The following is a 14,752-nucleotide window of genomic DNA, read 5'->3' as shown; positions in this document are numbered from 1 at the left end:
ATGGAGAGCAACTTGAGTATTTGGCATCGTCTTCCGCAGCTTGAACAACTCAATGCAAATCGCCAGAACACTATTCTCGAACTGCTCGATATCCGTTTCGAAGCGGTCGATGACGATTCCCTTACGGCGAGCATGGTGGTCGACTCCCGCACCCATCAGCCGTATGGACTATTGCACGGCGGCGCTTCGGTAGTGCTCGCCGAAACGGTCGGCTCAACCGCGAGCTATCAGTGCATCGACCCAAGCCGTTTTTACTGTGTTGGCCTTGAAGTCAACGCCAACCACATTCGAGCGCTGCGCAGCGGACGCGTTACTGCCGTCTGCCGCCCCGTTCACCTCGGGCGCTCAAGCCACGTCTGGGATATTCGCTTGAGTGGCGAGGACGGCAAGCTGAGCTGCATCTCAAGGCTGACTGTCGCGGTAGTTCCAGTAAGCGAGAACAGCCCCAGCGCCAAACAGGCCTCCTAGATGCCTTGTTTGGCAGGACTGCCGTTGGTTCTGCCGCTCAGGCCGATTGCCGGAAGGGGAAGGGGGCCAGACAATAGTTGCCTTTCTCCTGCCGCATCGAACCTATGACGCAACGCATTTTCTTCGCCCACGCCAACGGTTTTCCATCCGCGACCTATGGCAAGCTTTTCGACTCGCTGGCGCCTGAGTATGTGGTGACTCACCTCGATCAGCATGGCCACGATCCGCGCTTTCCGGTTGATGACAACTGGCAAAACCTTGTGCAAGAACTCCTCGAACAACTCGAGACACTAGGCGAACCGGTCTGGGGTGTTGGCCATTCGCTGGGCGGAATGCTTCACTATCATGCCGCGCTGCAACGGCCGGAGCGGTATCGCGGAGTGGTCATGCTGGATTCACCGATGACGACCTGGCTGGACCAGTCGCTGATCTGGGCGGCGAAGCGTTTCGGCTTCATTGACCGCCTGACACCCGCCGGGCGTACCTTGGGTCGCCGCAATCAGTTCAGTTGCGCAGAGGAAGCACGGCAGTATTTCGCCAGCAAAGCGTTGTTTCGTACCTTCGATCCTGACTGCCTTGACGCCTATGTTGAACATGGCCTGGAGCCGACTCCCCACGGCCTCCGCCTGCGTTTCGATCCTGAAACCGAGATACGAATCTACCGCAGCGTGCCGCACGTAACGCCGGGCTGGCCGCATGCGTTGAAGATACCGCTCGCCGTAGTACGTGGCAGCCAGAGTCGAGTCGTGCTTCCCCATCATGCTTACCTGCTGCGGCTGGTTACCCATGGTGAAGCCCATACAATGCCCGGCGGGCATATGTTTCCGCTTGAGCACCCGTGTGACACTGCCAATCTGCTCAAACAGCTATTTAGCCGCTGGAGCGCGTTGGAACAACGAGGTGCCGCATGAGTGTAGCGTTCGAAGAGATCCGCTTGAGCCTGCCCCATATAGAAGTCGCGGCGCACCTATACGGGCCAGAGGACGGAATCCCGGTCATCGCGCTGCACGGGTGGCTGGACAACGCAGCGACCTTCTCCCGTTTGGCGCCGCTCTTGGAAGGCATACGTATCGTGGCGCTGGACCTGCCGGGGCACGGTCATTCAGACCACCGCCCGGTCGGCGCGGCCTATAACATCTGGGATTACGCCCACGACGTGCTGCAGACGGCTGAACAATTCGGCTGGAAGAAGTTTTCACTGCTTGGCCATTCCATGGGCGCAATTGCGTCGGTACTGCTGGCGGGTGCGATGCCTGAACGGATCGAGCGGCTGGCATTGATCGATGGTGTGATCCCCTATACCGGGGAGGCCGACACCGCGCCGCAAAAGCTCGGTGAGTCATTGCAAGCCCTGCTCTCGGTCGACAACAAGCGCAAGCCGGTCTATTCCACTTTTGAGGACGCTGTTGCGGCGCGTATGAAGGGTGTTGGCGCCGTGAGTCACGACGCGGCGGAGCGACTTGCACAACGGGGACTGATGCCAGTTCCTGGAGGTTACACATGGCGCACGGATGCCCGCCTCATGCTGCCTTCGCCGATGCGCCTGAGCCGCGCCCATGCGCGGGCATTTGTGGATCGCATAGCATGCCCGGCGAGCCTGATTTTGGCCGAGCAAGGGCTAATGACCCAAACGGAAATGCTCAACTACTGCAAATCCCTGCCGTTTCAACTGCATCGACTGGCCGGCGGCCATCATCTGCACCTGGATGATCAATCGGGTGCGGAAGCGGTGGCAGCGGTTTTCAATCAGTTTTTTGAGACGTGAGTCAGGCGGCAGGTCGGCCGCGCAAGAATCTGTCGCAAAGCCCCGCTTGACTTGCTTTTGCCAACTGGTGAGGCTGGTGTACCGCTTTGACAGGACCATCTCGATGATTGAACGCCATACCGCCGCCTCACCCAACGGAATGCCGGCGGTGATCCGTTGAGGTGCCGTATGCGCCTGCTAGGGATAGCGATACTGGCCACGCTCGGCAACGCGTCGTTGGCGGCTGACTTGCCGGGCAGCCGAGATTTCGACTCGCTTCCGCGCTACCCGCAGTCGCGGATCGTTGCCTTCAAGGAACAACAGGTATTGGAGCGAACCTATCCGCTGGACTCGATTCGTCGTATTAGCGGCCGGCTACGGATGAGTGATCAAATCAGCGCAAGCGGGCAGCTGACAGCCGTTACCTACTTGCTTCCGGAGGTTCATACCGGTATCGAGGCGTTCGAGCGGGCTCGCAATCGCCTGCTGGATGGCGGCGCCGAACTGCTGTTCTGGTGCGAAGGGCGGGAGTGTGGATCAAGCAGCTTATGGGCTAATGAGATATTCCAGCGGGCAACCCTGTACGGTCCCGAGGCCAGACAGGCTTTCCTGTTGGCACGCTTGCCCGGCGAAGCCGATCAGTTGATGGCCATTTATGGCGTCACGCGGGGCAATGGCCGCCCCTATCTGCATGTTGAAGAATTCAATCCCGATGAAGCGCTCGGCATCATCCTGCCGAACCCCGCAACATTGCTGCGCCAGTTGAAACATACCGGCCTGCTTCGGCTCCCTCGACTGCCTCAGGAGCCCACGGCGGAGTGGGGCGCCTTGCTTGCAAATGTGATGCGGCTCGACAGCACCACCCGGGTCCTCCTGCAAGGCAAGGGGGCTGCTGGCTGGTATGAGGCATTGACGCAGGAGCGGGTCGCGGCGCGGCGGATTGAAGCTGAGGCGACTGACGAGCCAGGTCTGTATATCAAACTGTTGCGTTAAGACCGCATTTCAGTCTGCAATAGAGCACCCTCTCTGGTGCGCTTGGTTCACAGGCGCGCCGTGTTTTTCTTTTAGGTTAACTCGATGCTGAACAACGATCGTCTGCTGGTGCAGATTCTGCTCCTGGTGCTGCTCGGTGCCTGTGTGTGGGTGCTGGCCCCGTTCGCCTCCGCACTATTTTGGGCGGCGGTACTGGCGTTCGCCAGCTGGCCCGTCATGCGTGTATTGACCCGCTGGCTAAAAGGAAACTCAACCCTTGCCGCAACCCTGCTGACCTTTGGTTGGATGGTCCTGGTGGCGGTGCCTTTGGTGTGGTTGGGGTTCAACATTGCTGATCAGATCCGTGAGGTTAACGTGCTGGTGCACAGCCTTCAGGTGCAGGGGCTGCCGGCCCCGCCGGAATGGCTGGGTGAGTTACCTCTGATAGGCGATCGTCTGCTGGACCTCTGGAGCACCCTTGACGAGCAGGGCACCGCCTTCTTTGCCACCATTCGGCCTTATATAGGGCAGGTCGGGAACTGGTTGCTGGTGCGAAGCGCCCGTATTGGCGGCGGAATGCTGGAGCTTGCGCTCAGCCTGGTGCTGGTCTTCTTTTTCTATCGCGATGGGCCGAAGCTGGCGGCGTTCGTCCACAGTCTCCTGCATCGTTTGATCGGTGATCGTGCCGATCACTATCTGGAACTGGTTGCCGGAACAGTGCAGCGAGTTGTCAATGGCGTGATCGGTACGGCTGCCGCTCAAGCGATTCTGGCCTATGTCGGCTTCAGTATTGCCGGCATTCCCGGCGCGCTGATCCTTGGGTTGCTGACTTTTGCGTTCAGCTTTTTGATGGTTCCGCCATTGATTTGGGGGCCGGCAGTGGCCTGGCTCGCCTGGCAGGGTCAGTACGGCATGGCGATTTTTCTCGGCGCGTGGGGCATGTTCATCATCAGCGGCGTAGATAACGTGTTGAAGCCCTACTTGATCAGTCGCGGTGGCAACTTACCGTTGGTGGTAGTGCTGTTGGGTGTGTTTGGTGGTGTGTTGGCGTTCGGTTTCATGGGGCTGTTTCTCGGCCCGACACTCTTGGCAGTCGCCTATAGCCTGCTGGGGGATTGGTTGATCAAGGAGGTTCCAGAGGCCGTCCACCTGGAGAAATTACCGGGTGGACGATTCGAACAAAACCCGCCCGCGTGAGGCGCTTTCGCGGCGATTAGTTCTGTTCTTCCTCGTATTTATCGAGCGCATCTTTCGCGATGATCTGCCCCAGCTTGATCAGCTCAGGCGCCTTGTAGAACTCGTAGAACCGGCACGCTCGCTTGGGAATATTGATCAACACGTTGGGTGGATAACCCGCGATTTTGTACTGGGTCAGCGAGGACTGCATGACCTCGAAGCTCTGGTTGATCAGTTCCAGTAGAGAAGCGGGACCGCCCACGTCGACTACCATCGAGCCCTCGGCTGATTTCGGTGCGCTCTGGCCAGAGGGTGCGGCTGGTGGCTGGTCGTGTCCGGCCCCGTCAGCGGCTTGAAGCTCGGCGATGTGTTCTTCCAGTCCCTTGTTGCGCCAGAACGGTATGTGCGAGCTGATCGAACTGACCATGGCATCGAAGCGGCCGGGCCGAAGTACCTCGGGCAGCGGATATTGCCGGTGATTATTGGCGTTGAGGTTGACCGCGATGATGATGTCGCTGTGGCTGGACACGACGGGCACTATCGGCAATGGGTTGAGAATGCCGCCGTCGACCAGCATCCGGTTACCTTGCATGACAGGCGTGAACAAACTGGGAATGGCGGCGGAAGCACGCATGGCCAGTTCCAGGTTGCCTTCCTGAAACCAGATTTCCTGCTGGTTCGTGAGGTCGGCCGCAACGGCCGTGAAGGGAATCGGCAAATCTTCAATATTGATTGAGCCCAACATGTCACGGATGCGGCCGAAGATCTTTTCACCGCGAATCGCGCCGAGACTGAAGCTCGGGTCCACCAGCCGCAGCATGTCGAAGTAATCCAGACTCTCAATCCACTCCCGGTACTCTTCCAGCTTACCTGCAGCGTAGATTCCGCCGACAACGGCGCCCATGGAGCAGCCTGCGATGCAGTTGATCTCGTAGCCGCGAGCGGTGAGTTCCTCGATGACTCCGATGTGCGCATAACCACGCGCCCCCCCTGAGCCTAATACCAATGCGACCTTGTTGCCCATGCGATTCTCCCTTTGGCAGGGGCGATAGCTTCAAGCCTCACGCGGCCGGCTTCAAGCCCTGCATGGGTATAACGTGGCAACCTTGCGCCTGCCGCGCCCTGCGTCGCTGAATCTGAGCAGGCAGCGCGATGCCGCCAGGCGTCAGCCTTGCTACAATCGGCGCCCGTTTTGCCTGCGTCACGAGAGCTATCAGATGAGCGAACCCATCCGCCTCACCCAATACAGCCACGGTGCCGGTTGCGGCTGCAAGATTTCACCTAAGGTGCTGGATGTCATCCTCGCCGGCAGCGGTGCACAGAATCTCGACCCGCGCCTGTGGGTCGGCAATGCCTCGCGTGATGATGCGGCGGTATACGGTATCGATGACGAGCGTGGCGTAGTATCGACCACCGATTTCTTCATGCCCATCGTCGACGATCCGTTCGATTTCGGACGCATTGCTGCGACCAATGCCATCAGTGACATCTACGCCATGGGCGGCGATCCGTTGATGGCGATCGCCATTCTGGGTTGGCCCGTCAATGTGCTGCCGCCGGAAGTAGCGCGCGAGGTCATTGCGGGCGGGCGGGCAGTATGCGATGCGGCGGGCATTCCGCTGGCTGGTGGCCATTCGATCGATGCGCCCGAGCCCATTTTCGGCCTGGCGGTGACTGGTCTGGTGAGCAAAGCCCAGATGAAACGGAACGATACGGCGACAGTGGGCTGCACGCTCTACCTGACCAAGCCACTGGGTATCGGAATTTTCACGACGGCCGAAAAGAAGGCCAAGCTGCGGGCTGAGGACGTCGGTCGGGCTCGGGACTGGATGTGTACCTTGAACACGCCCGGTAGCCGCTTCGGCAAGCTTGAAGGCGTGCGTGCGATGACCGATGTAACCGGCTTTGGGTTGCTCGGGCATCTGGTGGAAATGGCGGACGGTAGCAAAGTGACCGCGCGCATCGATTACGCCCGCGTGCCGCGCCTGGACGGCGTGGAATATTACCTGGAGCTGGGCTGCGTACCCGGCGGTACCGTACGAAACTTCGAAAGCTACGGTGAACGTATCGCTTCGCTCGATGAGGCCCACAAACAATTGCTTTGCGACCCGCAAACCAGTGGTGGCTTGCTGGTGGCGGTAGCGCCAGAGGGCGAAGCGGAATTTCTCGCGGTCGCGGCCGAACTTGGTCTGACGCTCGAGCCGATCGGCGAACTGGTCGAAGCCGGTGCCTTTGCTGTCGAGGTCCGTTGATGCGCGGTGATACCGAGCAGTACCGTGAGCTGTTTCTCAACGACGTTCCGATGATGGATGCCCGCGCACCTGTCGAGTTCGCCAAGGGCGCGTTTCCTGGCGTGGTCAACCTGCCACTGATGGATGATCTCGAGCGGCAGAAGGTGGGTACGTGCTACAAGCAGCACGGGCAGCAAGCAGCCATTGAGCTGGGTCACCGGCTGGTCAGCGGCCAGCTCAAGGCCGAACGTATCCAGGCTTGGGCTGATTTCGCGCGGAACCACCCGCACGGCTACATCTACTGTTTTCGCGGTGGGCTACGGTCTCAACTGGTTCAGCAGTGGCTGAAGACAGAAGCGGGGATCGACTATCGGCGCGTGACCGGCGGATACAAGGCCATGCGCCATTTCTTGCTGGAAATCATCGAGCACGCGGCAGCGCAGGATGACTTCGTGTTGGTTGGCGGCATGACCGGCACGGGTAAAACCGAGGTGCTGGCGCGTCTGGACGACAGTGTCGATCTGGAGGGCATAGCCAACCACCGAGGCTCAAGCTTCGGCAAGCGCGCCACACCACAGCCGGTACAGATCGACTTTGAGAATGCGTTGGCGATTCGATTGCTGAAAATGCAGCATGCCGGCGCTCGTCAGTTCGTGCTTGAAGATGAAGCGCGACTAGTGGGTCGCTGCTCGATTCCGCTGCCATTGTTTCAGGGCATGCAGCATTATCCGCTGGTCTGGCTGGAAGATAGCTTCGAGGGCCGTGTCGATCGCATTCTCAAGGATTACGTGATTGATCTCGCCGCCGAGTTCAGCGCGGAGCAAGGCGAGAATGGTTTTGCGGCGTTCTCTGAGCGTTTGCAGCAAAGTCTGGTCAATATCAGCAAGCGGCTCGGTGGCGAGTGTTATGCGCGCCTGGCTGCGATCATGGATCAGGCGCTGACCGAGCAGGAAAACACCGGCTCGGTCGACCTGCACCGCGGTTGGATCGAGGCGTTGCTCAAGCAGTATTACGATCCGATGTATGCGTATCAGCGGGAGAGCAAGGCATCCCGTATCGAGTTCGCGGGTGAGCAGAACGCCGTGGTCGAATTCCTGCGCGAACGTGCCTCAGGCAAGCAACACTAAGCAGGTCTCGAAAAAGAGGGATGTATCGATGAAAAGTCTGATCTGTTTGTCCATGCTGGCGCTGGTTTTGACAGGCTGCGCCGCGAAAACCGCTTACCGAGACAGCTGTGCGTCGCAGTTGAATGCCGCGTGGGAGGAGCAGAGCCTCGCTGAAGCTGAGGGATTTGCGGGAACCGTTAGCTATTCCAAGGCGATGGCGCTGCTGACAGGTGCTAAAACACAGCAGCAATTTGAGGCTTATCAGGGCTGCGTCGAGAAGGCCAAGAAGGCTCGTTTTTACCTGCGCGAGTCGCGTGCCGGCCGTTGATAGCCCCTCCGGCAGCGCCCGCCCGGGTGCTGCCGTCCCACACTGGCTTAGGCCGTCTGGCCGCAGACCTCCTGGCCATCATGCCCTTTGCGATAAGCATCTAGCGCAGCTCCGCCTTCCCCGAATGTAAGGGCTGCTCACAGTCAGCTCATCTCAGCACTGAGGGTTTTGTGGGGCGATGTTGTATGTGCCTTTTTGCTTCATTGGTCGAGCGAGAACATTGCGACAAAGACCACAGGTCGACAGCCACACTTCAATCAACCGATACGTCTCAACGTCTTAGTGCTTTGCCCGACGCTTACGGATCAGTAGGATCGAGCGATTCCAGCGAAGGAGAGTCGCATGCGTGCAAGATTGGATGTCTGTCTGCGAGCGGTTAATGAAGTTCTGCTCGGCAAGCAATCACAGGTGCGATTGGCCATGGCTTGCCTGCTGGCGAGAGGGCATTTGCTCATTGAGGATCTGCCGGGCATGGGCAAGACCACCCTAAGTCATGCGCTAGCGAAGGTCATGGGGTTGGATTTTCAGCGGGTCCAGTTCACCTCGGATCTTTTGCCCGGCGATATCCTGGGTACGTCGGTATTCGACAAGGACAGCGGTCAGTTCGTCTTCCATCCAGGCCCAATCTTCGCGGAGCTAGTCCTGGCGGACGAAATTAACCGGGCTACGCCAAAGAGCCAGAGCGCACTGCTAGAAGCCATGGAGGAAGGGCAGGTCACCATAGAGGGCGCTACCCGACCTTTGCCCGATCCATTTTTCGTGGTCGCTACACAGAACCCGGTCAGCTCCGGGGGCACGTTTTCCCTGCCGGAATCACAGCTGGATCGCTTCCTTATGCGGTTATCACTCGGCTATCCAGCGAAAGCTGCCGAGAAAGCCCTGTTGATGGGCGATTCGCGCCGCCAGTTGCTGGTGCGCCTGGAGCCATTGCTCGATCGCTCCGCGCTGTCTGAAATCCAGGATGCAGTGGCTCAGGTTCGGGTCAGTGACGCATTGGTCGACTACGTGCTGCGACTGGTCGAGGCCACCCGTACGCAACCGCAGTTCGCGTGGGGATTGTCGCCACGTGGCAGTCTGGCATTGCTTGCAGCAGCCCGCGCCTGGGCATTCCTCGATGGGCGCGACTATGTCATTCCAGAGGACGTGCAGGCGGTACTGCCTTCCGTGGTTGGCCATCGGTTGCGCGAGCGCTCCGATGCGACGGGGCATGGCGGTGGCGCACTGGTGCAGTGGTTGCTGCGCGAAGTCCCAGCGCTATGACACTGCCTCGCTTGGGCTGACGGGAGAAACCTCCATGCGACTGCTACCCAGGTTGCGCGATCGCTGGCTGCTCAAGCGCATACCGCCAGGCCCCAGCGTGCGGCTCGATCAACGGCGCATCTTCATCATGCCAACGGCCGTGGGGATGAGCTTTTTGCTTGCGCTGTTGTTGATGCTGCTTGCGGCGATCAACTACCAGAACAGCTTGGCGTACGCGCTGACGTTCCTGCTGGGATCGGTATTCGTCGTGGCGATTCTACATACCTGGCGAAATCTAGCCGGTCTTGAGCTACAAGCTGGCGGTGCGGACGCGGCCTTCGTCGGTGAGCGGGCGCGTTTGCGTGTGCGCCTGGAGAGTAGAGGGCGTCTGTATCAGGCCGTTTCGGTTGGCTGGCCGCAGAGTGGTTTGCAACAAGTCGACGTGCCTGCAGGTGGCACCTGCGAGGTTGAACTGAGTCTGCCCGCCGAGCGGCGCGGCTGGCTGCGGCCGGGGCGGTTACGGGTCGAAAGCCGGTTCCCTCTGGGTATTCTCGTCGCCTGGAGCTGGATCGATCTGCAGCTATCGGCGCTCGTATATCCCCGTCCGCTTGAGGGCGAACTACCACTTGCTAGTGGTTTCGCCGAAGCCGGTGACAACGGGACCCGCGCGCAGGGCAGCGGCATCGACGATTATCAGGGCTTGAAACCGTGGCAGCCGGGTGACTCAACTAAACGGTTGAACTGGAAAGCCTACTCGCGAGGGCAGGGTTTGCTGGTGAAGGATTTCAGAGCGCTCGCGGGCGACGATCCATTGCTGGATTTCGATGCGCTAGATGGCGATCTCGAATCCCGGTTGTCCTTGCTCTGCTACTGGGCCGTGACGTTATCGGCCGGTCAACAGTCCTTTGCCATGTCGCTCGCGGGAACGACCATAGACGTGGCGACGGGCGACGAACATCGCAGCCGCTGCCTGAAAGCGCTCGCGCTCTTCGGGCTTCCGCCTGAGGTGGGCGATGAGTAGCGTCCAACCCATCCCGCGCAATGGCTTGGTCTGGCTGCTGGTCGCGCAGGTGCTGGTCATCCTGCCGCATTTGAGCCATCTGCCGCTGTGGATCGTTGGGCTCTGGCTTGGTTGTGCAGCCTGGCGCGTGCAGATTTTCCGCATGCGCGCTCGGTATCCGCGGGCTTGGGCAAAAGCGTTGATGATGTTAGGCGCTGCCATTGGCGTCTATTTCTCGCGGGGCGGACTCATCGGGCTCGACGCCGGAGTGGTGCTGTTGATCGCCGCGTTCATCCTCAAGCTGGTTGAAATGCGCAGCCGTCGAGATGCGCTGGTTCTGGTCTTCCTCGGCTTTTTTGCGGTGGTAACCAGCTACCTGTTCAATGACAGTCTGCTCGCTGGGCTTTACAGCTTGGCGCCCATCATTGCGTTACTCGCGGCGATGATCGGTTTGCAACAGAGCGCCACCGATACCCATCCCTGGCCCACGCTACGGCTGGCCGGATCGTTACTGCTACAGGCGATACCGCTGATGCTGGTGCTTTTCGTCCTGTTTCCGCGGCTTGGGCCGCTCTGGTCCTTGCCTCAGCCAAGTGATCGCGGCGTGACCGGGCTGGCGGACAGCATGACGCCCGGCGACATAGCGGAGTTGAGCCGCTCGAGTGCACTGGCCTTCCGCGCCAGTTTCGACGGGCCGATTCCAGCGCGTGACCAGTTGTATTGGCGCGCAGTCACCTTTGAGCGTTTCGACGGCAGACGTTGGTCCCAGTCACTTTCGTCGCAGCTGCCTCGCGCACCTGAATGGACGCCACGGGGCGAGCCGATCGAATACAGCATCGTTATGCAGCCCAGTGGCAGGCCCTGGTTGTACGCGTTGGATGTAGCGCAAGTCGAGGCCGGTGACGTCCGGCTGATGGCTGACTTCCACCTGGAGCGGTCTCGCCCTGTCGACAAGCCACTCATGTACCAGGCGACGTCTTGGACCGAATCGTTGCGCGAGCCTGGCGCAGCAGCGGCAACACTGGAGCGTGCGTTGCAGCTGCCGGAGGACGGCAATCCCCGCAGCCGGGCGTGGGCGAGGGCCTTGCGTCGCGAGCATCGAACGCCCGAGGCGACCGTGCAGGCACTGCTGAGTCATTTCAACCAACAGCCCTATGGATACACCTTGCGCCCACCACCGGTCGGCGCCGATATCGTCGACGATTTTCTGTTCGAGACGCTCAAAGGATTCTGCATTCACTACGCGGGCGCAATGACCTTCGTGCTCCGCTCCGCCGGGATCCCGGCTCGGGTCGTTGCCGGCTATCAGGGTGGTGAGTTCAATCCGTCCGGCAATTATCTGTCAGTGCGCCAGCTCGACGCGCACGCCTGGATCGAATACTGGGACGCTGAAAGGGGCTGGATCAGCGTGGACCCGACTTTTCAGGTCGCACCGGAGCGTATCGAGTTGGGGCTGGAAGAGGCGCTGGCGGACGAGCAGGACCTGATCGAAGGCAACATGATGGATCTGAGAAGCTATCGAGATGTTGGCTGGCTAAACGATTTGCGTCTTGGCTGGGATAGCCTCAATTACGGCTGGCAGCGGTGGGTCCTGAACTACCAGGGCGAGCGTCAGCTGGAGGTGTTGCAAGGGCTGTTTGGGAAACTCGACGGTCGTAAGCTTGGTTTGCTGATGGTTGGCGTCGGCGGCTTCCTGATTGCGCTGCTGGCGATTGTTCTGCTCAAGCCTTGGCGTCGTGAACGGGACTCACAGCTGCGTCAGTTCCATCGCTTTGAGCGGCTACTGGTGCGTCACGGTATCGTTCGGCAATCGGGCGAAGGCGCTCGAGATTTCGCTCAGCGCGCGGCACAAGCGCTACCGGCCGCAGCGGACGCCATTACGCATTTTGCCGATCTTTACGAACGGGCGCGCTATGCGGGCCAGCCGCTGGACCGGGCGGCAGTGCAGACAGCTTTGGCCAACTTGCGACGCCAGCTGCCGTGGCGCGGCGTTGCCATCGCTTCCAGGGATGACAACAAGGCCGACCACCCATAGCTGCGCGCGATAGCGAGTTATCACCAAAGGACTAAGCAGGACGTTAACGCGTTGCGCAGCGATAAGATCAACCGCTATCCAACGAAGTCGAGGTGGGCATGACCCTGTCCGAATTGATACAAGCCGTGCGTGACAACCCCGAGCAGGTCGTAGTCCCGTCAAGCTGGGGCCAAGGGCGGGCCGGTTTTGGCGGACTGGCCGCAGCGCTGGTGTTCGAGGCAATGCAGGCCAAGGTGCCGAGTGACCGTCCCGTTCGGTCGCTGGCCATTACGTTTGTCGGGCCGCTTGCGACCGATACGCCGGTCAGCTTCGAGGCAGAGGTGCTGCGTGAGGGTAAGGCCGTTAGCCAGGTGCTCGGTCGCGCCGTTCAGAACGGCCAGGTGGTGACCTTGGTACAGGGCAGCTTCGGTGCATCGCGTGTCTCCGCCGTTCGGGTGGAGGCCGAACCGGCGCCTGAGCTTCCGCCGGTGGAGGTGTGCCAGGAGCTGCCTTATATCCGCGGTGCCACGCCCGAGTTTACGCAGCACTTGTCCATGCGCTGGGGAATCGGTGGCCTTCCGTTCTCCGGCAATACGTCGCGTGAGATGGGCGGCTGGGTTCGCCAGCGTGGGGACGTTGACCGAGAGCCAGTGACCGTTTCGCATCTCTTGGCGCTGGTAGATGCCTGGCCGCCGGCAGTATTGCCGCATCTGAACAGTTTCGCCCCGGGAAGCTCGCTCACCTGGACGATTGAGTTCGTGCAGCCGCTGCCGTTGCTGGACACACATGAATGGTGCCGGTATCGGGCGATTATCGAACATGCTCAGGATGGTTACGGTCACTGCGCTGCCGCGCTATGGACTGGCGGGGGAGAGCTCGTCGCACTGAGTCGCCAGACGGTGACGGTCTTCGGCTAACCGAACCGACATGGCTACGCGTAGCGCGTAGCCATGTCTCGCTCATGCAGGCTTTATCACAGCTTGAACTGATGGATTGCCTTGCTGAGCTCGCCGGAAAGCGCGGCCAGCGCTGCACTGGTGGTTGCCGATGCGCCGGTTTGCTGGACGGTCTGCTCGGTGACATCGCGAATGCCGGTAACCGACCGATTAAGCTCCTCGGCTACCGCGCTCTGTTGATCAGCGGCGACCGCGATCTGCGTGTTGCTCTCGCGCATCTGCGCAACCGCCGTTGTAATGGCCTCCAGAGCAGCCCGCGCCTCGCCTGCTTCATGTACGCAATCATCAGCCTTGAGCGAGCTGTCCTGCATGAACTCGACTGCGTCCCGGGTCATCGCTTGCAGGCCAGTGACCATCTGGGTGATCTCGTCGGTCGATAGCTGTACACGTTTGGCGAGATTGCGCACCTCATCCGCAACCACCGCAAAGCCTCTGCCCATTTCGCCAGCGCGCGCGGCTTCGATCGCCGCGTTCAACGCCAGCAAATTGGTTTGTTCGGCGATGCCATGGATAACGCCAACAACACCGTTGATCTTCTGGCTATCCTCGGCAAGCTTGCCGATCGTCTCGGACGTTTGCTGAACGCCCAGCGAAAGATTGGCGATCGAGCGCTCCACTCGGGCAACGACGTTATGCCCCTCGCTCGCCAGGCGGTCGGCCTGCTGCGATTGATCACGGGTCTCCCTGGCATGTTCGGCGATGTGATGGACCGTAGCCGTCATTTCATTGATCGCAGTCGCAGCCTGATCGGTTTCACTCTGCTGATCGAGCATGCCCTGACGGACGTTGCTCATGCTGGAGGCCAATCGGCCAGCGTCTACGTCCAGCCGAGCTGCAGCCTCGGTGACGGTGCCGACGATGCGCTGGTAACCGGCCTGCATGGCATTGAACGCTGAGGCCATCTGGCCGACTTCATCGCGGCTATCAAGCGGCACCCGGCGGGTCAGGTCACCGCTGTGCTCGACGTGGACCATCACGTCTTTGAGGGTATTGAGATGGCTGAGCAGAAAACGTATCAATAGCTGAGACGCGCCCAGCAACATCAGCATCAACACGGCTACGGCAATCGCGTAGCTGAAGAAATGTTCGATGAGCAGTTCTCGGACACTTGGCGCTCGGGCCAGGATGGCCAGGTGTTCACCGTCAGAATTGGGGACAATCTGGGCACCCACCGCAGGGTGCGAGTCCAGCAACCGGTTGTGGTCCAATGCCACCCATCCTTGGCGTGCCGTGACAGAGCGGCCGTCGATCACCAGCGCCTCGCCGGATGGAAACGTCTGGATATCCGGATGGTGAGGCAGTGGAATACTCGTGGGCCAGGCTTGGAGCAGTGAGCCCAGCTGCTGCGCTTTGCTCTGGGCGTCCTGGCTTCGCGATTGCTGTTCGAGCTGCAGTGCGAAAAGCACTAACAGCAACGTGGTAGCGAAGGCCACCATATTCAGCGCCCAGAACTTGTATTTCAGGGACAAGTCGCGAATCCATAAAGCCATTAAGTGATCTTCTTAAGCCGTTTACGAA

14 protein-coding genes are annotated in these 14,752 nt (G+C 60.2%); 12 read left to right on the top strand and 2 right to left on the bottom strand.

Going from position 1 to position 14,752, the window contains the following annotated elements:
* The first annotated feature begins 12 nt into the window (after positions 1–12).
* From K4O48_RS11470 to K4O48_RS11450, 5 genes are all read left to right on the top strand, one after another.
* The gene (locus K4O48_RS11470) at positions 13–468 is read left to right on the top strand and encodes a hotdog fold thioesterase (RefSeq protein ID WP_222908350.1); all 456 of its coding nucleotides are present in this window, start codon (positions 13–15) and stop codon (positions 466–468) included.
* A gap of 104 nt (positions 469–572) precedes the next feature.
* Positions 573–1,379, top strand: a complete 807-nt coding sequence (locus tag K4O48_RS11465; RefSeq protein ID WP_222908349.1) for an alpha/beta fold hydrolase — start codon at positions 573–575, stop codon at positions 1,377–1,379.
* Positions 1,376–2,233 carry an alpha/beta fold hydrolase gene (locus tag K4O48_RS11460; protein WP_222908348.1) on the top strand — a complete coding sequence of 286 codons (858 nt, stop codon included), beginning with the start codon at positions 1,376–1,378 and terminating at the stop codon, positions 2,231–2,233. Before K4O48_RS11465 ends, K4O48_RS11460 begins: the two co-directional genes overlap by 4 nt.
* Before the next feature lie 168 nt (positions 2,234–2,401).
* Positions 2,402–3,205: a DUF4892 domain-containing protein gene (locus K4O48_RS11455; RefSeq protein WP_222908347.1), complete on the top strand. Its 804-nt coding sequence runs from the start codon at positions 2,402–2,404 to the stop codon at positions 3,203–3,205.
* Positions 3,206–3,289: 84 nt separating this feature from the next.
* Positions 3,290–4,381, top strand: a complete 1,092-nt coding sequence (locus K4O48_RS11450) for an AI-2E family transporter (protein WP_222908346.1) — start codon at positions 3,290–3,292, stop codon at positions 4,379–4,381.
* 16 nt (positions 4,382–4,397) lie between these two features.
* Here the strand turns inward: K4O48_RS11450 and K4O48_RS11445 are convergent, their stop codons facing one another.
* Positions 4,398–5,384: a patatin-like phospholipase family protein gene (locus tag K4O48_RS11445; protein ID WP_222908345.1), complete on the bottom strand. Its 987-nt coding sequence runs from the start codon at positions 5,382–5,384 to the stop codon at positions 4,398–4,400.
* Positions 5,385–5,577: 193 nt separating this feature from the next.
* On the opposite strand from K4O48_RS11445, the gene selD reads away from it, so the two are divergent.
* The 7 genes from selD to K4O48_RS11410 all read left to right on the top strand — a co-directional run bounded on the left by selD (position 5,578) and on the right by K4O48_RS11410 (position 13,195).
* Positions 5,578–6,612, top strand: a complete 1,035-nt coding sequence (gene selD / locus K4O48_RS11440; RefSeq protein ID WP_222908344.1) for a selenide, water dikinase SelD — start codon at positions 5,578–5,580, stop codon at positions 6,610–6,612.
* Positions 6,612–7,718 carry a tRNA 2-selenouridine(34) synthase MnmH gene (mnmH, locus tag K4O48_RS11435; protein WP_222908343.1) on the top strand — a complete coding sequence of 369 codons (1,107 nt, stop codon included), beginning with the start codon at positions 6,612–6,614 and terminating at the stop codon, positions 7,716–7,718. The genes selD and mnmH overlap by 1 nt, the downstream gene beginning before the upstream one ends.
* Positions 7,719–7,746: 28 nt before the next feature.
* On the top strand, positions 7,747–8,025 hold the full coding sequence (locus tag K4O48_RS11430; protein ID WP_222908342.1) for a hypothetical protein: 279 nt from the start codon (positions 7,747–7,749) through the stop codon (positions 8,023–8,025).
* A gap of 342 nt (positions 8,026–8,367) precedes the next feature.
* A complete protein-coding gene (locus K4O48_RS11425; RefSeq protein ID WP_222908341.1) occupies positions 8,368–9,285 on the top strand; it encodes a MoxR family ATPase in 918 nt (305 codons plus the stop codon).
* A 34-nt stretch (positions 9,286–9,319) separates the two neighbouring features.
* Positions 9,320–10,285, top strand: a complete 966-nt coding sequence (locus K4O48_RS11420; protein ID WP_222908340.1) for a DUF58 domain-containing protein — start codon at positions 9,320–9,322, stop codon at positions 10,283–10,285.
* The gene (locus K4O48_RS11415; RefSeq protein ID WP_222908339.1) at positions 10,278–12,299 is read left to right on the top strand and encodes a DUF3488 and DUF4129 domain-containing transglutaminase family protein; all 2,022 of its coding nucleotides are present in this window, start codon (positions 10,278–10,280) and stop codon (positions 12,297–12,299) included. Before K4O48_RS11420 ends, K4O48_RS11415 begins: the two co-directional genes overlap by 8 nt.
* 98 nt (positions 12,300–12,397) lie before the next feature.
* Positions 12,398–13,195: an acyl-CoA thioesterase gene (locus K4O48_RS11410; protein ID WP_222908338.1), complete on the top strand. Its 798-nt coding sequence runs from the start codon at positions 12,398–12,400 to the stop codon at positions 13,193–13,195.
* 56 nt (positions 13,196–13,251) lie between these two features.
* Here K4O48_RS11410 and K4O48_RS11405 read toward each other — a convergent pair whose 3' ends face one another.
* On the bottom strand, positions 13,252–14,724 hold the full coding sequence (locus tag K4O48_RS11405) for a methyl-accepting chemotaxis protein (protein ID WP_222908337.1): 1,473 nt from the start codon (positions 14,722–14,724) through the stop codon (positions 13,252–13,254).
* Positions 14,725–14,752: the final 28 nt, after the last annotated feature.

The organism is Pseudomonas sp. DNDY-54 (assembly GCF_019880365.1).
GTDB lineage: Bacteria > Pseudomonadota > Gammaproteobacteria > Pseudomonadales > Pseudomonadaceae > Stutzerimonas > Stutzerimonas stutzeri_P.
Note: the sequence above shows the minus strand (reverse complement) of the source record. Positions and strands in the feature narration are given on the sequence as shown.